The sequence below is a fragment of the Rhodoferax bucti genome (genome assembly GCF_005876985.1).
Taxonomy (GTDB): Bacteria; Pseudomonadota; Gammaproteobacteria; order Burkholderiales; family Burkholderiaceae_C; genus Allorhodoferax; species Allorhodoferax bucti.
In genome coordinates this window covers 1,280,353-1,303,388 of sequence record NZ_VAHD01000001.1, presented here as the reverse complement: position 1 = coordinate 1,303,388, position 23,036 = coordinate 1,280,353, and the positions used below count along the sequence as shown (strand labels likewise).

24 protein-coding genes are annotated in these 23,036 nt (G+C 59.7%); 21 read left to right on the top strand and 3 right to left on the bottom strand.

Features of this window, described 5'->3' with window-relative positions:
- Positions 1-81 precede the first annotated feature (81 nt).
- The 9 genes from motA (at position 82) to FDM28_RS06230 (ending at position 9,264) form a co-directional block, all read left to right on the top strand.
- Complete coding sequence (gene motA / locus FDM28_RS06270; protein ID WP_138514069.1) at positions 82-939, top strand: flagellar motor stator protein MotA; 858 nt, start codon at positions 82-84, stop codon at positions 937-939.
- An 18-nt stretch (positions 940-957) separates the two neighbouring features.
- A complete protein-coding gene (motB, locus tag FDM28_RS06265) occupies positions 958-1,899 on the top strand; it encodes a flagellar motor protein MotB (protein WP_138514067.1) in 942 nt (313 codons plus the stop codon).
- A gap of 59 nt (positions 1,900-1,958) precedes the next feature.
- Positions 1,959-2,348, top strand: coding sequence for a chemotaxis response regulator CheY (gene cheY / locus FDM28_RS06260; protein ID WP_138514064.1), 390 nt, complete (start codon positions 1,959-1,961; stop codon positions 2,346-2,348).
- A 2-nt stretch (positions 2,349-2,350) separates the two neighbouring features.
- A complete protein-coding gene (locus FDM28_RS06255; protein ID WP_138514062.1) occupies positions 2,351-2,989 on the top strand; it encodes a protein phosphatase CheZ in 639 nt (212 codons plus the stop codon).
- A 94-nt stretch (positions 2,990-3,083) separates the two neighbouring features.
- Positions 3,084-4,238 (top strand): EscU/YscU/HrcU family type III secretion system export apparatus switch protein, encoded by a 1,155-nt coding sequence (locus tag FDM28_RS06250; RefSeq protein ID WP_138514060.1) that lies wholly within the window; start codon positions 3,084-3,086, stop codon positions 4,236-4,238.
- A complete protein-coding gene (flhA, locus tag FDM28_RS06245) occupies positions 4,235-6,316 on the top strand; it encodes a flagellar biosynthesis protein FlhA (protein WP_138514058.1) in 2,082 nt (693 codons plus the stop codon). Before FDM28_RS06250 ends, flhA begins: the two co-directional genes overlap by 4 nt.
- Positions 6,313-7,764, top strand: a complete 1,452-nt coding sequence (gene flhF / locus FDM28_RS06240; RefSeq protein ID WP_138514056.1) for a flagellar biosynthesis GTPase FlhF — start codon at positions 6,313-6,315, stop codon at positions 7,762-7,764. The genes flhA and flhF overlap by 4 nt, the downstream gene beginning before the upstream one ends.
- The gene (locus tag FDM28_RS06235) at positions 7,757-8,548 is read left to right on the top strand and encodes a hypothetical protein (RefSeq protein ID WP_138514054.1); all 792 of its coding nucleotides are present in this window, start codon (positions 7,757-7,759) and stop codon (positions 8,546-8,548) included. Before flhF ends, FDM28_RS06235 begins: the two co-directional genes overlap by 8 nt.
- Positions 8,548-9,264, top strand: a complete 717-nt coding sequence (locus FDM28_RS06230; RefSeq protein ID WP_138514052.1) for an RNA polymerase sigma factor FliA — start codon at positions 8,548-8,550, stop codon at positions 9,262-9,264. Before FDM28_RS06235 ends, FDM28_RS06230 begins: the two co-directional genes overlap by 1 nt.
- 102 nt (positions 9,265-9,366) lie before the next feature.
- On the opposite strand, the gene FDM28_RS06225 is transcribed toward FDM28_RS06230, so the two are convergent.
- From FDM28_RS06225 to flgA, 3 genes are all read right to left on the bottom strand, one after another.
- Positions 9,367-9,744, bottom strand: a complete 378-nt coding sequence (locus FDM28_RS06225; protein ID WP_138514050.1) for a hypothetical protein — start codon at positions 9,742-9,744, stop codon at positions 9,367-9,369.
- A gap of 43 nt (positions 9,745-9,787) precedes the next feature.
- Complete coding sequence (flgM, locus tag FDM28_RS06220) at positions 9,788-10,120, bottom strand: flagellar biosynthesis anti-sigma factor FlgM (protein WP_138514048.1); 333 nt, start codon at positions 10,118-10,120, stop codon at positions 9,788-9,790.
- A 94-nt stretch (positions 10,121-10,214) separates the two neighbouring features.
- Positions 10,215-10,955: a flagellar basal body P-ring formation chaperone FlgA gene (gene flgA, locus FDM28_RS06215; protein ID WP_138514046.1), complete on the bottom strand. Its 741-nt coding sequence runs from the start codon at positions 10,953-10,955 to the stop codon at positions 10,215-10,217.
- Between the two features lie 174 nt (positions 10,956-11,129).
- Between flgA and flgB the strand changes: the two genes are divergently transcribed.
- The 12 genes from flgB (at position 11,130) to FDM28_RS06155 (ending at position 23,033) form a co-directional block, all read left to right on the top strand.
- Positions 11,130-11,570, top strand: coding sequence for a flagellar basal body rod protein FlgB (flgB, locus tag FDM28_RS06210; protein WP_138514044.1), 441 nt, complete (start codon positions 11,130-11,132; stop codon positions 11,568-11,570).
- A gap of 28 nt (positions 11,571-11,598) precedes the next feature.
- On the top strand, positions 11,599-12,003 hold the full coding sequence (gene flgC / locus FDM28_RS06205; protein ID WP_138514042.1) for a flagellar basal body rod protein FlgC: 405 nt from the start codon (positions 11,599-11,601) through the stop codon (positions 12,001-12,003).
- A gap of 17 nt (positions 12,004-12,020) precedes the next feature.
- The gene (locus tag FDM28_RS06200) at positions 12,021-12,674 is read left to right on the top strand and encodes a flagellar hook assembly protein FlgD (protein ID WP_138514040.1); all 654 of its coding nucleotides are present in this window, start codon (positions 12,021-12,023) and stop codon (positions 12,672-12,674) included.
- Positions 12,675-12,701: 27 nt separating this feature from the next.
- Complete coding sequence (gene flgE / locus FDM28_RS06195) at positions 12,702-14,099, top strand: flagellar hook protein FlgE (RefSeq protein ID WP_138514038.1); 1,398 nt, start codon at positions 12,702-12,704, stop codon at positions 14,097-14,099.
- Between the two features lie 22 nt (positions 14,100-14,121).
- Complete coding sequence (locus FDM28_RS06190) at positions 14,122-14,862, top strand: flagellar basal body rod protein FlgF (RefSeq protein ID WP_138514037.1); 741 nt, start codon at positions 14,122-14,124, stop codon at positions 14,860-14,862.
- 5 nt (positions 14,863-14,867) lie between these two features.
- Entirely contained in the window at positions 14,868-15,650 is a 783-nt protein-coding gene (flgG, locus tag FDM28_RS06185) for a flagellar basal-body rod protein FlgG (protein WP_138514035.1), read from the top strand.
- A 9-nt stretch (positions 15,651-15,659) separates the two neighbouring features.
- Positions 15,660-16,349 carry a flagellar basal body L-ring protein FlgH gene (locus FDM28_RS06180; protein ID WP_206021915.1) on the top strand — a complete coding sequence of 230 codons (690 nt, stop codon included), beginning with the start codon at positions 15,660-15,662 and terminating at the stop codon, positions 16,347-16,349.
- 66 nt (positions 16,350-16,415) lie between these two features.
- Complete coding sequence (locus FDM28_RS06175) at positions 16,416-17,561, top strand: flagellar basal body P-ring protein FlgI (RefSeq protein WP_138514033.1); 1,146 nt, start codon at positions 16,416-16,418, stop codon at positions 17,559-17,561.
- Position 17,562: 1 nt separating this feature from the next.
- On the top strand, positions 17,563-18,531 hold the full coding sequence (flgJ, locus tag FDM28_RS06170) for a flagellar assembly peptidoglycan hydrolase FlgJ (RefSeq protein ID WP_240791903.1): 969 nt from the start codon (positions 17,563-17,565) through the stop codon (positions 18,529-18,531).
- Between the two features lie 18 nt (positions 18,532-18,549).
- Positions 18,550-20,535, top strand: a complete 1,986-nt coding sequence (gene flgK, locus FDM28_RS06165) for a flagellar hook-associated protein FlgK (protein ID WP_138514031.1) — start codon at positions 18,550-18,552, stop codon at positions 20,533-20,535.
- Between the two features lie 19 nt (positions 20,536-20,554).
- Complete coding sequence (gene flgL, locus FDM28_RS06160; protein WP_138514029.1) at positions 20,555-21,808, top strand: flagellar hook-associated protein FlgL; 1,254 nt, start codon at positions 20,555-20,557, stop codon at positions 21,806-21,808.
- Between the two features lie 4 nt (positions 21,809-21,812).
- Positions 21,813-23,033 (top strand): HDOD domain-containing protein, encoded by a 1,221-nt coding sequence (locus FDM28_RS06155; RefSeq protein ID WP_138514026.1) that lies wholly within the window; start codon positions 21,813-21,815, stop codon positions 23,031-23,033.
- Positions 23,034-23,036 lie beyond the last annotated feature (3 nt).

Here is a 23,036-nt window from a genome sequence, read left to right as displayed (position 1 = left end):
TGGACGATATGATAGGTCTGGGCCGAAAAGGCCCTGCTGTTCAACCCTTGAAGCCTTGGGCTTCCCTGTCACAATGAAGCTATGTTTGTAATCATCGGTTGGCTTGTTTGTCTGGGCTGTGTGTTCGGCGTGTTCATTATTCACGGCGGCAACATCATGGTCATCGTGCACGCACTTCCTTGGGAAATGCTGACCATCGGGGGCGCCACCGTCGGTGCGTTTCTCGCCAACAACCAGATGAAAGTGGTCAAAAAGACCATGGCAGGCTTGGGTGCCTGCTTCAAAGGCAGCAAATACACCAAGGCCCGCTATATGGAGCTGCTGGCGCTGTTGTTCGACATTTTGCAAAAAGCCCGCAAAGAGGGCCTGATGGCGATTGAAAAAGACGTCGAAGAGCCCGAGCAGTCCGAAATCTTCAAAAAATACGCCACCGTGGGTAGCGACCACCATGTGGTGGAATTTATTACCGATTACTTGCGCATGATGGTGTCGGGCAACCTGAATGCGCACGAAATCGAATCGCTCATGGACAGCGAGATCGAAACCCATCACCACGAAGAACATGCGGCCGTTGCTGCGATCCAGCGAATCGCCGGTGGTCTGCCGGCTTTCGGTATCGTTGCGGCCGTGCTGGGGGTGGTGAACACCATGGGCTCGGTGGGCCAACCGCCTGCCGTGCTGGGCGGAATGATCGGCTCCGCGCTGGTGGGAACCTTCTTGGGTATTTTGCTGGCTTACGCCTTTGCAGAGCCCTTGGCAGGCTTGCTGGAACAAAAGGTCGAAGAAGGTAGCAAAGAGTTTCAGTGCATCAAAACCACGTTGTTAGCCAGCATGCAAGGCTACAACCCGTCCACGGCCATTGAGTTCGGCCGCAAAGTGCTGTACTCCACCGAGCGCCCCACCTTCTCCGAGCTGGAGGCGCATGTCAAAAAGAAATAAAGGCGGGAGCGCCTGAGCATGGCCGGAGACGCCAAGAAACTCCAGCCGATCATCATCAAGCGGGTCAAAAAGGGCGGCCACGCTGCGCACGGTGGCGCCTGGAAGATTGCCTACGCCGACTTCGTCACGGCCATGATGGCTTTCTTTTTGCTCATGTGGCTGCTGGGTAGCACCACGGAAGGCGACAAAAAAGGCATTTCCGATTACTTTCAGTCCCCGCTCAAGGTTGCCATGCAAGGGGGAGCCGGGGCCGGCGCCAGCAACAGCCTGATTAACGGCGGCGGCAACGACCTGACCCAATCCGCAGGCCAATCCAAACGCGGCGAAGGGGCAGACGCCAAAGCCAAGAAAACCGCAGGCGATCAGCGCAAGATAGAACGCGCCAAAAAAGATGCCCAAACACTGGCCGCTCTGGCCGCGAAGATTGCCAGCACGCTGTCCAACAATCCCAAGATGGCGGAGTTCAACTCCCAGATCAAATTGGAAATCACCCCGGACGGCCTGCAAATCCAGATTGTGGACGATCAAAAACGCCCCATGTTTGACATCGGCAGCGCGTCGGTCAAACCCTACATGCGCGACATCCTGAGGGAAATCGGGGTCACCCTGTCCGATGTAGACAACAAAATCAGCGTAGACGGCCACACCGACCAAACCCCCTATGGCAACGCCGCGCGGGGTTACAGCAACTGGGAACTCTCGGCAGACCGCGCCAATGCGACACGGCGGGAGCTGATTGCCGCCGGCATGCCGGAGGCCAAGCTGGCCCGGGTGGTGGGCATGGCGTCCAGTTTGCTTGCAGAGCCCCAAAATCCCTTGAGCGCGGCAAACCGCCGCATTAGTATTCTGGTCATGACGAAAGATGCCGAGGAACGGCTGTTGGGCGGCAACGTGATTCCACTGGAGACGGAGGAAGAAATCAGCCCTCCGGCCGCCGGAAATACGAAAGTCAGTCCGTGAAATCTCTAAAATTCAGTCATACTTATTAAAATTGAAAATCGTCCGGCCAAAGGTTACCTATGTCTAAAGAATTGCGCTTTCTCATCGTTGACGACTTCTCCACCATGCGACGGATTGTGCGGAACCTCTTGAAAGAAAGCGGTTATGCCGATGCAGATGAAGCGGAAGACGGTGTTGCGGCCCTGCAAAAGCTGCGCAACAGCTCTTTCGACTTTGTGGTGAGCGACATCAACATGCCGAATATGAACGGATTCCAGTTGCTTGCTGAAATCAAGAAAGACGACAAGCTCAAGCACATTCCGGTACTGATGGTGACCGCCGAAGCCCGCAAGGAAGACATTGTGCTGGCTGCGCAGCAAGGCGCATCCGGCTACATCGTTAAGCCTTTCACCAAGGCCACTCTGGAAGACAAGGTCAACCACATCCTTACCAAGTTAGGATTGAAGTAAACATGTCCGCCGACACCACGCCCTCCACCCCCACACTCAGCACCGTAGAGGTGCACCAACAGCTGGGGGCACTGACCCGCCAGCTGCACGACTCCTTGAATGGATTGGGTTTGGCCGAAAAGGTGAAGGACTGGGCGGGTGAGTTGCCGGACGCCAAGAGCCGCCTGTCGTACATCGCACGCCTGACAGGCCAAGCAGCCGAAAAAGTGCTCAATCAGGTCGACCAAGCCAAAGAGCAACACGATTTCATTGCTGCCGAAACCCGCCGCATTGGCCAGTTGATCGTGAAAGACCCAGTGGCAGCCGTTGCCAAAGGCCACGTGATGAACTTCATCAACGACGTGGAACAAGCCAGCAAAAAAGTGGATGGCCACCTGACCGAAATCATGATGGCCCAGGATTTTCACGACCTGACCGGCCAAGTGATTGCCAAAGTGGTCAATCTGGCGGCCACCATTGAAGAGCAATTGGTGCTCCTGCTGATTCAAACGGCTCCGCCGGAAGCAGCCCTCAAGGCCGCCACCCCTCCTGCAGAGTACGTGCCCGCGCTGGCCGGTCCCGTCGTGGAGGGTCAGAGCAACCAGGAAGTGGTGACCGATCAGTCCCAAGTGGACGACTTGCTGGCCAGCCTGGGCTTTTAAACCTTCTTGATCAGAGAGGGAAACACCCCTCTTTTCACCCTTTAGTTTCAAAGGGTGCTCGCGACAATGGTGAGAACGAAAGAGTCTCACCATCATGGATCAAGGCAGCCAAGACCGTAACCTACCGGCTTCCGAACGGAAGCTGCAGAAAGCGCGCGACGACGGTCAAGTCAGTCGCTCGCAGGACTTGTCTCACCTTGCCGTGTTGGGCGCAGGCGCGGTAGCAGTACTGTCCCTCTCGCCCATTTTGTTTGAGCAACTCAAGCTCAGCATGGTGCAGCAGCTCAGCTTCGATGCGGACACCGTGCGCCGCACCGGCACCATGGTCCAGCGCCTGGGCGATGCCAGCACCATAGGCACAGCCGGGTGCGTCGCCTTTGCCGCCATTGTGATGACCGCCGCTATTCTGGGCGCGGTGGCCTCTGGTGGTTGGGTCAACAGCCTCAAGCCCCTGATGCCGGATTTCTCCCGGCTCAACCCGCTCTCCGGCTTTGCCAACCTCTTCTCCAAGAAGAAGCTGCTCGACACCGCCAAGATGACGTTGATGACGGGCATCTTGTTTGCCATCGCCGTAGGTTTTCTCAAGTCGGGTATGCAAGACATGGCCGCCATGCTGCTGCAACCCTCTCCTGCAGCCATTACCCACCTGACCCAGTGGATGACGGGCGGCCTGGGGTTGATGCTTTTGGTGATTTTCATGGCCGCCATGGTCGATGTCCCCTTGCAGGTCTTTCTCCACAAAGACCAGATGAAGATGTCGCACCAAGAGGTGAAAGAAGAAGGCAAAGAGTCCAACGGCAACCCGCAGCTCAAGGGGAAGATCCGCCAGAAACAGCGTGAACTCTCCCAAAAAAGCAGCGTGGGCGCGGTACCCAAGGCTGATTTTGTGGTGATGAACCCTACCCACTTTGCCGTGGCCATCCGCTACGACGAAGCCAGCATGGGTGCCCCGCGCGTCATCTCCAAAGGCACCGATTTGCTGGCCATGAAGATTCGTGATGTGGCCAAGCAGCACTCCATTCCAGTGCTCCAGTCCCCCATGCTGGCACGTGCGCTGTATGCCAATGCCGAGCTGGACCAGGACATTCCCGCCACTTTGTACACCGCAGTCGCCCAAGTGCTGGCCTATGTGTATCGCTTGCGTGCCGCCATGCGGGGCGAAGGCAGCATGCCTTCCGAAGTACCGCAACCATTTGTTCCTCCGGAACTCGACCCCCTGTCCAAGACTGTGAAGGCTAGCACCGTATGAACGCGCAAATGAAATCCTTCCAGCAGTGGTACGCCAACAATGCTGGGCTGATGCAAGGGGCCGCTGCGCCCATGTTGGTCGTCGCCATCTTGTCCATGATGGTGTTGCCACTGCCGCCGCTGTTGCTCGACATGTTCTTCACCATCAACATCGCCGTAGCGCTGATGGTGATGATGGTGGCGGCTTACATGATCCGCCCGCTGGACTTTGCGGCCTTCCCGTCTGTCTTGCTGCTGACCACTCTCATGCGCTTGTCGCTGAACGTGGCCTCCACCCGCGTGGTGCTGCTGGAAGGCCACACCGGCCCCGGTGCAGCGGGTGCGGTGATTGAGGCCTTCGGTCATTTCTTGATCGGTGGCAACTTCGCGGTCGGTTTGATCGTGTTCGCGATTCTGGTGGTCATCAACTTTGTGGTGGTGACCAAAGGCTCGGAGCGTATTGCCGAAGTGTCTGCCCGATTTACCCTGGACGCCATGCCCGGCAAGCAAATGGCCGTCGATGCCGACTTGAACGCTGGCCTGATCGACGAAAAAGAAGCCAAACGCCGCCGCGCCGAAATTGGTGAAGAAGCTGAGTTCTTCGGCTCCATGGACGGTGCCTCCAAGTTCGTGCGCGGCGATGCGGTAGCCGGCATTCTGATTTTGCTGATCAACATCTTCGGTGGTTTTGCCATCGGTATCCTGCAGCACGACCTGAGTGCCTCGCAAGCCGCCAACTCCTACATATTGTTGGCTGTTGGTGATGCGCTGGTTGCACAGATTCCAGGCCTGTTGATTTCCGTGGCAGCCGCCATGGTGGTGTCCCGCGTAGGCAAAGACAAAGACATCGGCAAGCAAATCGTGGGGCAGATGTTTATCTCCCCCAAAGTGTTGGGCATTACGGCCGTCATCATGCTGATCCTTGGCCTGATCCCCAACATGCCGCACTTTGTGTTCTTGAGCATCGGCAGCGTCTTGGGCTATGGTGCCTGGGTGCTGGCCCATAAGCCAGAACCTGTAGAAGCAGAAACCGCTGTGGCAGCACCCACAGGTGACGGAGACGCCACTTGGGACGACCTCCAACCCGTGGATCAGCTGGGCCTGGAGCTGGGCTACCGCTTGATCGCCCTCGTGGACAAGACCCGCCAAGGCGACTTGCTGAACCGTATCAAAGGTGTGCGCCGCAAGTTTGCACAAGAAGTGGGTTTCCTGCCGCCCTCGGTACATGTGCGTGACAACCTGGAGCTCAAGCCCAGCGCCTACCGCATTACCTTGCGCGGGGTGATTGTGGGTGAAGGCGAGGCATTCCCCGGCCAATACCTGGCCATCAACCCTGGCGGTATCAGCACCCCGCTCATCGGCACCGCTACCACCGACCCTGCGTTTGGCTTGCCCGCACACTGGATCGACGAACGCCAGAAGGAAGCCGCGCAAATGGCCGGATTTACCGTGGTTGATTCCGAGACCGTCATGGCGACCCATTTGTCACACTTGATGCAAGTCCAGGCCTCCAAGCTCCTGAGCCGGACAGAAACACAACAACTCGTGGAACACGTGGCAAAACTGGCACCCAAACTGATTGAAGAGGTCGTCCCCAAGATGGTCTCGCTTGCAGTCTTCCAAAAAGTACTGCAGTTGCTGCTGGATGAGTCGGTGCATATCCGGGATATCCGCACCATCATCGAGTCGATTGCAGAGCACGCCACCAGCACCACCGATCCGGTGGAGCTGGCCAAGCGGGTACGCATTGCTTTGTCTCCGGCCATCGTGCAACAGATTTACGGCCCCACCCGGGAACTCAATGTGATTGCCATCGACCCCGGTCTGGAGCGTCTGCTGGTGCAGGCTTTAGGCAGCGCATCGGGCTCGGCGCTCGACCCCGGCGTGGCAGACATGCTGAGCCGCACCGCCGCTGAAACCGCCATGAAACAGGAAGAAATTGGCGTGCCCGCCTGCCTGCTGGTGCCCGACCAAATCCGTGGCGCGATTTCCCGCTTGGTACGCCGCGTGGCACCCCGCCTGCAAGTGCTGGCGCACAGTGAAATTCCAGAAACCCACACCATTCGCATTGGTCCGATCTTGAGAGGCGCAACACCATGAACATCCAACGCTTTACCGCCGCCACCTCCCGCGAAGCCCTGGCCAAAGCACGCTTGGCCTTTGGCGAGGGAACCCTCATTTTGTCGAACCGCCCCACCGAACACGGCGTGGAAGTGGTTGCCACCGCAGAGGACAGCCTGGCCGCGTTGAGCGGCGGGTCCCCCAGCCCGGTAGCAGCCAAGCCTGCCAGCATGGCGCCACGGCAAAACCCGCCCAGCTACCGCGAAGTCGCCAGCCAGGTGGAAGAGGATGCCGAGCAGCTGGCCATGAGCACCCTGTCATTCCAGGACTACGTGCGTGAGCGCATGCTGCGCCGTCGCCATGAATCGAACCAAGCTCCGGCCCCAGCACCCGCAGAAATGCCGGTGGCTACACCCGCGCCCGGAGAGCGCCCCCCACGGCCGACCTTGACGCAGCGTATTGCGGTCGACATGGAAGCACAACCGAAGCGCCCTGCGCCCGCACGCAAGCCCGCACCGGCGCCCCAGGCTCCCGCCGTCAACAAGGTGGTGATGGACGAATTGCAAGCCATGAAAGAGCTGATTGAAGACCGCTTCAACACGCTCACGTGGTTGGGCCAGGCCAAGCAAAACCCGATCCAATCCAACATGATGTTGAAGATGATCCGCTCGGGTTACTCTCCCACCCTGTCGCGCGCCATTCTGGAGCGCCTGCCGGAAGACATGGATGCCACGGAAGCCGTGCGCTGGGTCATGGAAGTGCTGGAGCGCAATTTGCACACCGACGCCGATATGCCCGCCATCCATGAAGAGGGCGGCATCTTTGCCCTAATCGGTGCCACTGGCGTGGGCAAAACCACCACCGCCGCCAAGCTTGCCGGGCAATGTGCCCGCATGCATGGCCCCGGCAGTGTCGGCCTGATTACCCTGGACACCTACCGCATTGGTGCACATGAACAATTGCGTGCCTACGGAAAAATGCTGGGCGTCGTGGCCCACTTGGCGCATGACAAAGCGGCACTGCAAGATCTGCTCGGTTTGCTGTCCAACAAAAAAATGGTGTTGATCGACACCACCGGCATCGCGCCCCGGGACCCGCGCAAGCGAGACCTGCTGGAGCTGCTGGATCTGCCCGAAGTCAAGCGCTTGCTGGTGCTGAACGCTGGCGGCCACGGAGACACCCTGGACGAAGCGGTAGGCTGCTTCAAGAGCACCGGCACCCAGCAGGCCATCCTCTCGAAAATCGATGAAGCGGTGAAGCTAGGCCCCGCCATTGACGCGAGTATCCGCCACCAGTTGCTGCTGCGCGGCACCACCACCGGGCAGCGGGTGCCCGAAGACTGGGAGCCCGCCATTGCCGCCAAACTGGTGCGTGCCTCCATGCGCAGCACCGGCGCCTCTGCCTACGACCCCAAGACCAGTGACCTGGGCTTCTTCTTCAGCCAGCCGGCCAACTCCACAACCCACAAGGGGCGCATGGATGCTTGAGCGGCCCAACAACCAGGCTGCGGGGTTGATGGACTTTGCCGCCCCCCAAACGCCCAAGCTACTGGCTATGGTGAGCCACGGCGATGAGCATGCTGAACTGCCCTTGTTGCTTCGCATTTGCGCGGCATTGGTCGGGTTTGGTTACACGGTGACGGTGCTCGATGGCTCGGTGCTGGAAACACACGACAACCCTGGCTTGGAGCAATTGCTGAACTTCACGTACTCCACCAGTAACCACTCCGATCTACCTAACTGGAGCATTCTGCCGGCAGGCTTGGGATTACAAACATTGTCCGCAGCGCACCGGCACGGCGGGCCCAGCATTGCGGAATGCGGCTGGTTTTTCCCGCACGAAAGCATCGTGATCGTGTATGCCAATGCCAATAACCTGACCCCCCTGTTGCACGGCAGCAGCGTCCGGCCTCTGCTCGCCATGTCGGGGGCCAAGGCGTCGTTATTGACGAGTTATTTGGCGCTGAAGCGGCTGTTGCTGAAAGCGAAAGTTGAGCCTACTATTGTCAATATGGTGGACGCCTCGCAGCACAAAAAAGCCGACATGACCTTGCCGACCAGTCTGAGTGACTGTGCCAAGTATTTCCTGAATTACGACGTCAACCCGCTGCATATCCTGGCGCCGAGTGGCGATGAACGCCCGTCCGCCAGCATCGAGCGCCTATCATTGGGTCTCTTGGAAAACGCGATGCCACTGGAGTCGGGTTGGGCCTATGCCCCCCATCACTCCCGGCAATCGTTCAGCACCGCATCGTCCGCAGGGAGACATTGATGTACACCGCCAAAGGGCAACTCGATCGCTCCGCACTGATTAAGCAATATCAGCCCTTGGTGCGGCGCTTGGCCCACCACATGATGGCCAAGCTGCCGGCAAGCGTTGAGGTGGATGATTTGATTCAAGTGGGCCTGATCGGCCTGTCAGATGCCTTGTCGCGCTACGAGGCATCGCAAGGCGTGCAGTTTGAAACCTTTGCCACCCAGCGCATTCGCGGCGCCATGCTCGACGAACTGCGCGAAAACGACTGGATGTCCCGTGGCTCTCGCAAGAGCCAAAAGGAAATCGAAACGGCCCTGCGCCGCCTGGAACACCGGTTAGGCCGAAGCCCCGCAGAGTCAGAAATTGCCGCAGAGCTGGGTATGTCATTGCCTGACTACCAGGCCCTGCTGGGCAAAGTGCGTGGTACGCAACTGGTGTATCTGGAAGACATGGCGCGCCGCGGCGAGGATGACGATACCTACTTGGACCGCCACGTAGCCGATACCGAAGCGGACCCACTCAATATGCTGCGCGACCAGCGCTTACGTGAGTCTTTGGTGCAAGCCATCAAGGGGCTACCCGAGCGTGAGCAGTACATCATGAGCATGTACTACGAGCAGGACATGAACCTCAAGGAAATTGCTGCTGTGCTGGACGTGACCGAGTCTCGCGTCTGCCAACTGCATAGCCAGTCGATTGCACGCTTGCGCGCCAAAATGCGCTCCCACTAGAACTGATCTAGGTCAAGCTCACAATAGCTAGACCACTTTCTGCACGTCAGCAATAACAAAGGGCCTCGAGGGCCCTTTGTTATTAAGTTTGGCAGTTAGCGCTCAAGCGGACATCGATGGCAAACGACCGGAAGTCCGAGGGCCTGCACCATAGGAGCCACCACCGGCATAAGTAGGATCTTCTGCAGCGGGCACCACCAATCGGAGGGTTTGCTCAATGAGTGTCATACGGCGAAGCAAGTTAGCGCGCACTACCTGCATACCTTCGGCCAGGGCTCGCACACGCTGCTCTACCACGTGGCTCGCTAGGCCTTGACGCAGCCATTGTTGCCAAACTGTGTTGAGATTGACGGAGAGTTCGTGAACTTGTGCAGAGATAGCTGGCAACGCGTCGGCGTCACCGGCAGCCACGGCGATGGCCAGTTGGTTGAATTGCGCTTCCAGCGCGTCGAAAAACGAATCAGGAGAGGTGTTGCTCATGGCGAGGCCTTTACATCAAAGCTGATGCGCAGGCCCGTGGCCGTTACCGCGTGGTGCGGTCCAGCATTTCCTGCGCGTTGGAGAGAAGTTTGTCCGCAATCGCTTCGGCGTTCACTGTGTAGGTGCCGTCCTGAATGGCTGCCCGCACGGATGCCACCTTGGCGGTATCGACATCCGCCGCATCGTTGCGCTCCGGTTTTTCCAGCGCTCGCGCCGCGGTGGACACCGTCACCGCTACACCGGCAGACCGGGTGCTTTGGTTGGCGTTGGTGCTCGCGTTGGCCGCCGCATTGCTGTTCTGTGCCGCTTTTTGGGCTGCACCGGACACCGTAGACGTTACGGAAGTGGGTAAATCTGAGGGTTGACCAATTTTCATCGCGTTCTCCAAAACTGCGATAAGCGCAGCCTCGTACGGATGTTATCGGCCCCTGCCTAGCGGACTTAAGGTTTTTTTGCACAAAAATCTGCCGTTACAGGTCGATTTTTACTGTACGCACATCCAGCACCGTGCCTGTAGCGACGCGCCCGTTATCCATACGCACCCGCGCCTGCTGGCCGATAACGCCTGCCGACAAGGCTTGTGCCTCGCTGGAAATTTGAAATCCTGGGCCTTGGGCCACGATTTTGACCGGCGCACCGGCTTGAAACACCTGGGCAGGTCGCACCATGTTTTGCCGCAGCGCCTGACCGGTGCTCAACACCCGGCTGGCTGTTTGCCCTAACCAAGCGGCGCGGTCGGTCAACACGGGGCTGGCGTCTTCTGCCCAATCCACTTCACCCAGAGTGATGTCGGACTCCGTCAAATTAACACCCGAAGCAACTTGGGTCTTCACCACCCAAGCATCCCCAAAAGCTTTTACGGTCAGAGGCAGCGTGACATTCCAACGGCTCATGCCATCGACACAGCGCATACCCACACGAGTACGCCCCCACAAACGGGTGCCCGGCGGCACGTAGGCTTCCACGTTAGCGCAAGCAGCCAGCTTGACCCGGCTATCCAGTGCGCCCACAACCGCTTCCATGCGCAACTGCCTGCCCTCTAACTTCTGGGCTTTCCATATTGCGTCTGTCACCCAACGCTGGGCCATGGCCTGCAATTCGGTCGCCCCCTGTTCTTGTGCCATGACCGGCAAAACTGCAACGCCCGCATACAAAGCAAGCACAGCACCCCAACGACGAGGCGGCACAGTAAACAGGGAAAGTGTAGGCATGGAAGGCTCCTTAGCAGGCTTCAACTATAGGAATGCCCACCCCGGCGGAACCCCACAAATACGAGGTTTTCGGCACCTTATTCCAAAGCTAAAAAATTAAAGAAATTTCCATAATTGCCCCACGTCGCCAGCCAAGCCCTCCGTTTAGCGCGACAGACATTCGTCGAGGTGCCCATGTTTTCCAATCTAACCAACGCTTTGGACTTCCAATCGAAGGGATTGGTGCTGCGCGCTGAACGGCAGCGGGTCATTGCCAGCAACATTGCCAACGCAGACACGCCCGGCTACTCCGGCCGCGACTTCGATTTCAAAAAAGCCATGGCGGAAGCCACCTCCGGCCCAGCCATGAAACTCGCATCCCCCTCCAACGAGGCCCCGTCGGACGGAACCAGCCACAGCCGCCACATTCCACTGAGCCCGATTGAGGGCTCCAGCATCGGCGACAGCAGCAAGCTGGGCTACACCGTGCAAACCCAACCGGCCATGGACGGCAACAGCGTGGACCTGGACCGGGAGCGCGCCAACTTTGTCGACAACTCGGTGCGTTACGAAGCGACTCTCCGCTTTATTAACGGCTCTTCCCGCACCATCCTGAGTGCTATTCAAGGGCAATAAGCCCGACTAGCAGGAACGGAGCTACCCCATGTCCATGTTTTCCATCTTCAACGTGAGCGGCAGCGCCGTCAGCGCCCAGTCGCAGCGTCTGAACGTCGTCGCCAGCAATTTGGCGAATGCCGACGCAGTGGCCGGCCCGGACGGGCAGGGCTACAAGAGCCGCCAAGTGGTGTTTGAAACGGTGCCCATGGGCGCCGAGGCGTCATCCGGCGTCAAAGTGAGCTCCATCAAAGAGAGCAACGAGCCACTGCGCAAGGTACACAACCCCATGCACCCTTCTGCAGACGCGGAAGGGTATGTCACCCAATCGAACGTGAATCCGGTGGAAGAAATGGTGAACATGATCTCCGCCTCGCGTTCGTACCAAAACAACGTCGAAGTCATGAACACCGCCAAAAGCCTGCTGCTCAAAACGCTGCAGATGGGCCAATAACCTGAGGGGTACACACCATGGCAAGCGCAATCACCAGCAGCACCGCACTGAGCGGCACCAGTTCCAGCACAAGCACCACGGGTACCGTGAGTGCCAAAGAGCAAACCGACCGCTTCATGAAGCTATTGGTGGCACAGCTTAACAACCAGGATCCGATGAACCCGATGGACAACGCGCAAATGACTAGCCAGATTGCGCAGATCAACACCGTGTCCGGCATCCAAGAGTTGAACGCCACCATGCAAAGCATGGCCAGCCAGTTCACTTCCATGCAAGTGCTGCAAGGGGCCAGCATGGTCGGCCGCGGCGTCATGCTGGAATCCAACACCCTGTCCATCGACGGCGGTGTCGCTAAAGGTGCACTCAATTTGACGAACAAGGCAGACAAAGTCACCGTCAACATCACAACACCGGGCGGGCAAGTGCTAGATACCCTGGAGCTGGGCGCGTTACCAGCAGGCCAGAGCAACTTTGAGTGGGATGCCTCCAAATACCCGGGGCTGACCAGTGCCAACATCACCGTCAAGGCCACACAAGCCGGCCAGACCGTGAGTACCACCACGCTGGCGAAAGACACGGTAACGGCAGTGGGCACCGACAACGGCGCCATGTCTCTGCAGCTCAAAGGCCGCAGCGCTGTGGCCTACAGCGCCGTGAAATCCATTCTCTGACCCAGTACCTATTTAGAGGACACCACCATGAGCTTTCAAACAGGACTCTCCGGCCTGAACGGCGCCAGCAAAAGCCTGGACGTGATTGGCAACAACATCGCCAACGCCAACACCGTGGGCATGAAGTACTCCCGCACCGAATTTTCTGCCTTGGTCGCATCTCAACTGGGTGCCGCTGGTGGCAGCACAGGCCCTGGCATCGGGGTAGCGGTGGGCACGATTGCACAGCAGTTCACGCAAGGCAACATCAGCATCACCGGCAACAATCTGGACGTCGCTATCAACGGCGGCGGTTTTTTCCAGATCACACAGCCCGATGGTTCAACTGCCTACACACGTGATGGTCAGTTCAAGCTGGATGCCACCGGCAACTTGATCACCAATGGTGGCGCCAACATCATGGGCTACCCGACGGACCTGCTGGGAAACCGCACCAGTATCACTCCACAGAATATGGTGATTCCAACTAACGCGCCGATCCCCGCCAAGGCGACAACTGCGATTACCGCAGAATTCAATTTGGACGCGCGTACGAAACCAGCTATTCAAACCTCACCGCCCACACCCATATCAACTTACGGGACAACTCTGACTGCATTTGATTCGCAAGGAAATGAGGTTCCCGTCAATTTGTATTTTGTAAAACGCGGACCAGACACCACCGTCAACCCAGCAGTGACTGTAGATACATGGGATGTTTTTGACGCGACAACTGTGACTGCAGGAACTACCGCGCTAAATACCAACGCAGCAACGTACGCAACACACAAGGCCAACGTGGCCTACAACACGGCCAATCCGGCACCTGCAGATCAAAAACCTACTTTCGCAGTAGTAGGGACTGGGGCATTCGCGGCAGCACGTTTAGCGACTGTAGCTACAGGCGCACTATTCCAACTCAATTACGACGTCAATGGAAAATTGACATCCCCGTCAACGACACAGAACCTAACGCTGACGTCGTCTAATACAGCCATTGGTCCATTTACTGCAACACTCGACGTCAGCAAGACGACGCAGTACGGAACTGCTTTTGCAGTGTCAAATTTGACACAAAACGGCTACACCGCAGGGGACTTGACCGGCATCACCATTGATGAGACCGGTGTCATCACCACCAAGTACTCCAACGGAGAAACGCAGGCGCGCGGCCAGTTGTTGTTGGCAGACTTCCGCAACGTGCAGGGTTTGACGCAAATTGGCGGCGGCAACTGGATCGAGTCCTATGCCTCCGGCCAACCAGTGTTAGGCAGTCCAGGGCAAGGAAAGTTTGGCGCTGTGCGCTCTGGCTCTCTGGAAGACTCCAACGTCGACCTCACCGGTGAGTTGGTCAACATGATGACCGCCCAGCGCAACTACCAAGCCAACGCACAAACCATTAAAACGCAAGACCAGATCATGTCGACCCTGGTCAACCTGCGTTAATTCCAACCACTGGAGCTGAACCATGGACCGTCTGATCTACACCGCAATGACCGGCGCCAACGCGGCGGCAAGCCGCCAGTCGGTCCTGGCCAACAACCTGGCCAATGTCTCGACCAATGGCTTTCGTGCCCAGTTGGCCACCTATCGCGCAGTACCGCTGCGGGGCGATGGGGCCACAACGCGCGTCTTCGCTTTGGAAGCCACGGCCGGCCACCTGAACACCCCCGGCCCCGCCATGCGCACCGATCGCAGCCTGGATGTGATGGCCAAGGGTGACGCATGGTTCGCAGTGCAAGGCCTGGACGGCACCGAGGCCTACACGCGCAATGGCCATGTGGAAGTAGCCACCGACGGCACCCTGACCACCGGGAACGGGCTGCAAATTTTGTCCAGTGATGGTTCGCCCATCACAGCCCCGGCAGGAGCGGATTTGACCATCCAGCCAGATGGCACCGTGAGCGCCAAAGTCGGCAACCAACCCGCCAACGCCATAGGGCGGCTCAAGTTGGTCGTGCCCACTGGCGAAGACCCACTGGTGCGTGGCCGTGATGGCCAGTTCCGCACACTCTCCGGCGATCCGTTGAACAACGAAGATACTGCTCGCGTGCAGGCCGGCATGCTGGAAGGCTCCAACGTGAATGCGATTGAAGCCATGGTCGGCATGATCCAGACCGCACGCCAGTTTGAGGCACAAACCCGCCTCATGCAAACTGCCGAATCCAATGACCGCTCTGCCGGTCAGCTCCTCAACATGCAAGGATAAACACCATGATTAACTCGCTCTGGATCTCCAAAACGGGCATGGAAGCCCAGCAAATGCAGTTGGACGTGATCTCCAACAACTTGGCCAACGTCTCGACCAATGGCTTCAAAAAATCGCACGCGGTGTTTGAAGACCTGATGTACCAGAACCTGCGCCAAGTCGGCTCGAACACGTCGGAGCAGTCCACCCTACCCACCGGCCTGCAACTGGGCTTGGGGGTGCGCACGGTGGCGACCAGCCGCTCCTTTTCACAAGGCAATTTGCAACAGTCCAGCAACAATCTGGACGTGGCCATTCAAGGCAATGGCTTCTTCCAGGTCACCATGCCCGACGGCACCACCGGCTACACCCGTGATGGAGCTTTCCAGATCGACAATGCCGGCCGTATGGTCACATCCAACGGCCTACCCATCTTGAACGGCATCAACATTCCGGCCAATGCCACCAGCATCGCCATTGCCCAAGATGGCGCCGTAACAGCACAAGTCCCCGGTAACGTGGCTCCCCAGCCCATAGGCACCATCACCTTGGCAAGCTTCATCAATCCGGCAGGACTAGAACCTAAAGGCCAGAACATTTATGCGGAAACCACCGCATCAGGCCAGCCCAATGCCGGCACCGCCGGCGCCAATGGGCTGGGCACCCTGGCGCAGGGCTTTGTAGAAACCTCCAACGTGAACGTCGTGCAGGAGCTGGTCACCATGATCCAGACCCAGCGCGCGTATGAGATGAACTCCAAAGCCATTCAAACCTCTGACCAGATGCTGCAAAAGCTCGGCCAGCTGTAAGGAGCCGCCATGTCACACCCCGTTTTCAACCGCCTCGCTGTGGCCGTCGCCGTGGCGCTGTTGGCCAGCGCGTGCCAGCAAATGCCGCAGAAAGTGGCCGTGGACTTTGTGGAGCCCCGCGTGCCCGCTGCCCCCATCACCTCAGTGGTGTCCAAACCTGCCAATGGCAGCATTTACCAAACTGCTGCATTCCGCCCCGCGTTTGAAGACCGGCGCGCCCGCCTGGTGGGCGATGCGGTAACCATCCAGATTGTGGAGAACGTCACCGCCAGCCAGAAATCGACATCCACCGTCAACCGCAACACGTCGGTGGACTCCGCCATCACCGCCCTGCCCGACCAAACCCTGGCCGGTCTGGGCAAATTGAATGTGGGCGCGGCCACCAACAACAACTTCTCGGGCAAAGGCGGCACCGAGAGCGCCAACACGTTCTCAGGCTCCATCACCGCCACCGTGATCGAGACCCTGCCCAATGGCCACTTGGTAGTCACCGGTGAAAAACAAATCGGTGTGAACCAGAATGTGGACGTGCTGCGCTTCTCTGGCACCATCGATCCGCGCATGCTGCAGCCAGGCAGCGTCATCAGTTCCAACCAAGTCGCCAATGTCCGGGTTGAGTCCCGGGGACGTGGTGCCCAAGGCGAAGCGCAAACAGTTGGATGGTTATCACGGTTCTTTTTGAGTTTTCAGCCCTTCTAAAGAAATCCAGAATAGTGCCGAGGGGTAACAGATCCAGTCGGATCGCCCCGTTAACCGACTCGGCACATGACACACTGGAACCAGCTCTCAAACACCTTCCGCCTGCGGCGCTTGGGCGGCTTGTGCGTGGCGTTTTGCGTCGCCGTGCTCCCTGTGGCCCACAGTGCCACCCGCATCAAGGAAGTAGCCGCCATTGAAGGCGTGCGCAGCAACCAGCTGACCGGCTTCGGCCTGGTGATCGGCCTGGATGGCACCGGCGACCAGACCACCCAGATGCCCTACACCACCCAGGGCCTCAAAAACTACATGGAGCAGCTGGGCCTCACGCTCACGCCCGCATCGCTCACCCAGTTGCAAATGAAAAACGTGGCCGCCGTGCTGGTGACCGCGCAACTCCCCGCCTTCGCACGCCCCGGCCAGTTGCTGGACATCAACGTCTCTTCCCTTGGCAATGCCAAATCCCTCAAAGGCGGCACCCTGATTGCCACCCCCCTCAAGGGCGCAGATGGCGAGGTGTATGCGCTCGCGCAAGGCAACCTGATCGTGGCCGGCGCTGGTGCTGCTGCCGGTGGCAGCAAAGTACAGGTCAACCACCTGAGCGCAGGCCGCATCCCCGACGGCGCCCAGGTAGAGCGCGCAGTGCCCACCAGCCTGCAAGACGGCCCTACCATCAACCTCAGTCTGAACGCCTCCGACTTTCAAACCGCCCGTAAAGTTGCGCAGGCTGTCAACAACAAGTTCGGCCCCGGCGTTGCCCAGGCACTCGATGGCCGCACTGTGCAGGTGAAGGCGCCCACCAACCCGAATGACCGGGTGAACTTTATTGCCGACATGGAAGAGCTGCCGGTGGACAACTCCATCGCTGCGGCCAAGATCATCATCAACTCCCGCACCGGCTCCATCGTGATGAACCAAGCCGTGACCTTGGGCGCCTGTGCGATTGCACACGGCAACCTGTCGGTGAGCGTGTCGTCCAGCCCTGTCATCAGCCAACCCAATGCGCTGTCCAACGGCCAGACGGTGGTCGGTGAAAAAGCCAATATCGAAATCAAGCAGGACGCCGGCAAACTGATTCAGCTGCCCCAAGCCGCCCAGCTCACCGATGTGGTGAAGGCCCTGAATTCGCTCGGTGCCACCCCGCAAGACCTGCTGGCCATCCTGCAGGCCATCAAATCCGCCGGTGCGCTGAATGCGGAGTTGGAGGTGATCTGACATGGGCTACGGTTCACTCAACGGAATGTCCATTGCGCCCAGCGCGCAAGACCTCGCTGCCGACGCACGCTCACTGGGCAACCTTAAAGCCAGCGCGGAGCAGGCCACGCCGGAAACCATCCGCGAGACGGCCAAACAGTTTGAGTCGCTGTTCATGCGCGAGCTGATCAAAAGCATGCGTGAGGCCAGCAGCAGTATGAAATCCGGCATGTTGGACAACCCCGGCAGCGACCTGGGCACCGACTTGCTGGACCAGCAGTTCGCCGTGAGCATGTCGGGTCAGCCCGGCGGCCTCTCCGACCTGATTGCCCAGCAACTCGGGCGCCAGATGGGGGTAGACATGCCTGGCAGCGCCGGCACCAGTGGCAACTCCATCACCCCGGTGACCGTGCGGTCACCCGACACCCTGAGCAGCAAAACCGGCAGCACCGACAAGGTCACGGCATCGGACGTGGCGCTCACTCCCGTCAAAACCAAAAAGGCACCGACCGCCACCCAGGCCGAGTTTGTAGCCAAACACTCGGAGACTGCCAGCAAGATAGAAAAAGCTACCGGCATTCCTGCCAGCTTCATGCTCGGCCAAGCCGGCCACGAAACCGGCTGGGGCGCACGCGAAATCAAGACCAAAGGCGGCGAAAACTCCTTCAACCTGTTCGGTATCAAGGCCGGCGCCAGCTGGACCGGCAAGGTTGCTGAAGTCACAACGACCGAGTATGTGAATGGTGTCGCGCAAAAGAAAGTGGCCAAGTTCCGCGCCTACGACTCGTTTGAAGACTCTTTCAAAGACTACGCGCGGCTGATTTCCGACAGCCCCCGCTACGCCAAAGCCAAGGCGCAGACCGGCTCCGTCACCGCCTATGCCAGCGGCCTGCAAAAAGCGGGCTACGCCACCGACCCCGAGTACGCCGCCAAACTGAGCCGCGCCATCAACACCACCTTGCAACTGCGCCGTGCGCAGGTGCAGGTGTAACCGCACGAGCGACGGACCATGAGCATCCTCAACATCGGCACCCGCGCCCTGCAGGCCAATCAGATTGCCCTGCAAACCACGGGCAATAACATTGCCAACGTCAACACCGCAGGCTACTCGCGCCAGAGCGTGGTGCTCAACACCGTGGCCGGCCAGTTCAGCGGCGGTGGCTATGTGGGCAAGGGCGTGGAAGTCAAAACCATTCTGCGCAACTTCAGCAGCTTTCTGACCCGCCAGGCCACGCTGGCCAGCGCCACCCAGAACGCGGATGTCGCCCGCTCCAGCAAGCTCAACCAGCTGCAGGACATCTTCTCAGGCGGCAGCACCGGCCTGGGCGCTGCAGTGAGCGACATGATGAACGCCTTCTCGGATGTGGCCAGCGCGCCTACCGACCTCACTGCCCGCACCGTGGCCCTGACCCGGGTCGATGAAACGGCAGGCCGCTTCCGCTCCGCCTCGCAAGCGCTGGACGACCTGATGACCGGCGTGCAACAGGAGTTGAGCCAGAAGGCAGACGCCATCAACACCCTGGCCCACAACATCGCCGACGTAAACCAGGAAATCGCCCGCGCCCAAGGCTCTGGCCAACCACCCAACGACCTGCTGGACCGCCGCGACCAACTGGTGCGCGAGCTCAACCAGTATGTCCAAACCACCTCCATCCCTGCGGATGACGGCACCGTCGGCATCTTTCTGGCTGGCAGCCAACCGCTGGTGCTGGGGACCACGGTGTCGCCCGTCTCCATCGTGAACGATGACTTTGGCGACCCGCTCAAGAGCAAACTGGCCATGACCCGCGATGGACAGCAAATCCTGCTGGACGAAAACGCCTTGGGCGGAGGCGAAGTGTCCGGTCTGCTGCGTTTCCAGAACACCGATCTGGCCGAGGGCCGCAACCTGCTGGGCCGCCTGACCATGGCCATCACCACCGAGATGAATACCCAGCACGCACTCGGCCTGGACTTGGACGGCAATGCCGGAGGCCCCCTATTCACGACCGTGAACCTGAACACCACCGCCAACATCCGTGCCCCTGAAGCCCCCGCCAAGCTCAACTCCAACCCACTGGTGCAAATCACCATGACGATCACGGACTCCACCCAGCTGGCGGCGTCGGACTACACCCTGAACTTCAACTCGGCCACGACCGGCACCATCACTCGCTTGTCGGATGGCAAGGTCACCAATTTCACCCAAACCCTCCCCTCCACCACCCTGGCCACGGTGGACGGCATTCGGTTCGACATGCCCAGCTCCACGCTGGCCACTCCCCAAACACCCGCCGTGGGCGACCGATTCCTGATAAAGCCGTTCTCCACCTCCGCGAGTAACGTGGCCCGGGTGTTCTCCACCCCACGCCAGCTGGCGGTCGCCAGCCCGATTGCCGGCGCCATGGGCACCACGAACAAGGGCAGCTTGCAGCAGGTATCTCTCACCGCGCTGAGCAACAACCAGAGCGCAACGCCACATGCAGCGATCACGCTAACTTTCGCAGTGAATGCCACCACAGGCGCAGTGACCTATACCCGTTCTGACGATACTGGCCTACCGCCAACTGCTTTTGCATTCAATCCAAACACGGCAATCACCTCTGCTGATTGGAGCCTTAAATTAAGTGGCACACCTAAAACCGGCGATACGTTTACCGTTGTGGACATCAAGGATCCGGCGTACAAACTGGACCTCAAACTCAATGGCGGCAACGCCACGTCCATGATGAACCTGCGGGACAAACCCATGTTTGACGGCGCCGTCATGACCGATGGCTACGCCAGCGCGATTTCGCAAATCGGCATCCGCACCCAGAGCGCGAGCTACTCCGCCACCGTATCCAGCTCCATCGCGGCCAATCTGGAGAAAGACCGCACCGCTGTTTCTGGCGTCAACCTCGACGAAGAAGCAGCCAAGCTCATCCAGTACCAGCAGGCCTACCAGGCCTCGGCCAAGATGATCCAGATTGCACAAAACATTTTCGACACCCTGATCCAAGGACTCGGCCGTTAAGGCCTGAAGGAGTCACCCCATGGCCGTCAATCTCTCCCGCCTCGCATCTGCCAACACTTACGACAACGGACTGGCAAATCTGTCCCAGCGGCAAAATGCCTTGTCTAACTTGCAGGAAAAACTCACGTCCGGCAAAAAAGTGGTGCGTGCCAGCGACGACCCCACCGGCGCCGCCCAGGCCGAGCGCGCGCTTACGCGGCTCTCCCGCATCGCCACCGACCAGCGCGCCCTGGAAGCCCAGCGCAATACCATTGCCAACGCCGAAAGCACCCTCGGCGATGTGGTGGACGCCCTGCAACAGTTCCGCGAACTGGTGGTGAGCGCCGGCAACGGCAGCCACACTGCGGCAGAACGCAAAACCATTGCCGGCCAGCTACAAGGCTTGCGCGAGCAAATTTTGGGCTACGCCAACCGCACCGACACCAATGGCCAACCCCTCTTCGGCGCCTTGGCCAGCGCGGCGGTGCCCTTCAGCGGTCCGACTGCAGGCACCCCCGACTACGCCTACAACGGCCTGCCCGGCCAAACAGCGACCAGCGAAACCGCCATCGCCAGTGCGCTGGATGGTGAGAGCGCATTCATGAGCCAGCCTTCGCGCGACGGGGTATTCAACGTCTCCCTCAGTGTGATTCCTGTCGGGAGATCGCTGCAGACAAGCGGCGTCAGCATCAGTAATTCCGCATTGGTGAAGGGTTCTGCTTACACCTTACAAATCACCGCTGTTGATACAACGACGACGCCGGGAACCACAAGCGTGACGTACTCCGTCACTGAAAACCCCAGCGTTAGCGGCCCCATTCCCGCGCAAACCGGAAGTTTTCCTACTGGGCAACTGACTCCCATGACCATCACCGGCATACCAGGTTTGACCCTCTCCCTCACTGGCACACCGGCTGTCAACGACGTCATCACCATAGACCCCAACCCCAGCATCTTCAGTGTGATGGACGATGCCATTCGCGACATCGGCGGTGCGACCAACGCCAACGCGGCCACCCAAGCGGTGGGGCAGGCGCTGTACAACCTGGATGTGGGCATGAACCGCGTATCGGCCATCCGCGGCCAGGCGGGTGACCTGCTCAACCGCGCAGACCGCATTACCTCCAACCAGGAGAGCAAGAGCATCCAGCTCGAAGCCGACCGCTCCCGCGCGGAAGACCTGGACATGATCAAGGGCGTGGCGGACTTCCAGAACCAGACCACGGCCTACCAGGCCGCCCTGCAGTCCTACGCGCAGGTGCAAAAGCTGTCGCTGTTCAACTACCTGGGCTGATGCCATGACCCAATCGGTACTGGGCAGCATCACCATGGGCTACGAGCCCTTGTGGAACCAATGGCGCAAACGCATCGGCGTGCGCCTGTGGCTGGACCCGGAAAGCAGCAGCGCGGTGGATGCCAGGCACCTCATCGAGTCGCTGCAAGAGCTGTGGCCGGCACCCAAGGAAATTTGCCTGCTGCACGCCCGCTCGCCGGGCCTGCTGTCTGACCTGCTGGACCACACCACCGCGCACAACATCTGGCTCGAAGTGCCCCAGCTCTGGCTGAGCGACGCCCTGCTGGCCGGCCGGGTGCGCAAGGCGCACCAACGCGGCGTGAAGCTGGTGTGGCTCGGCGAGCCGGGCCAACACCCGGAGCCGGAAACCGCAAGCTGGTTTCACACCCACATCCTTTCGCTCACCGCGCAAGAGGCCTTGGCCTCGCTGCGCGCTGCGCTGCGCCACGGACATGACGGCGGCAGCCACGGCCCCCAGCACATTCCCAGCCCGGTGCGCGCCGGCGCTTTGTACGAGGCCCTGGCCAGCCAGGCCCTGGTGGAACACGCGCTGGATCAGCAGCATGTGCAGGGCGTCGCCGGTTGGCCCAACGAGGAAATGCTCTACGCCTACCGCTACCGCCAGATCCAGCCCGCCCGCCAGATTCTGCTGGACCTGGTGCATGCGATTGAGGCGGACGAATCACTCGAAGCGCTGGAGCACACCATGGGCAACGAGCCGCTGCTTTGCTACCGCTTTTTGCGCTACGCCAACTCTGCCGGCTTGGGCCTGCGCAATGAGGTGAGCAGCCTGCGCCAAGGCCTGATGACCCTGGGCTACAGCCGCCTGCGCGCCTGGCTGATGGAGCAATTGCCCCACGCCAGCGCCGACACCAACCTCGACCCCATCCGCCACACCATGGTGCTGCGTGCCCGCATCATGGAGCACATGGCCGATGCGGGCGTGGAAGACGACTTGCGGCGCGAAGTGTTTTTATGCGGCGTTTTCTCGCAGGTCGATTTGCTGCTAGGTGAAAACCTGGGCGCCGCCCTGCACCGCCTGCCCTTGCCGGGGCGGGTGGCGTCTGCCGTCGTGGGCCAAACCGGCCCCTACGCCCCGTGGCTGGAAGTGGCCGCCGCCCTGGAGGGCCGCAACACCAAGGTCATTCGCGAGGTATGCCGCGCCCACCAGATGCCGGCGGACGAGGTAAACCGCGCCCTGCTGCGGGCGCTGGCCCAGAGCTAAGCA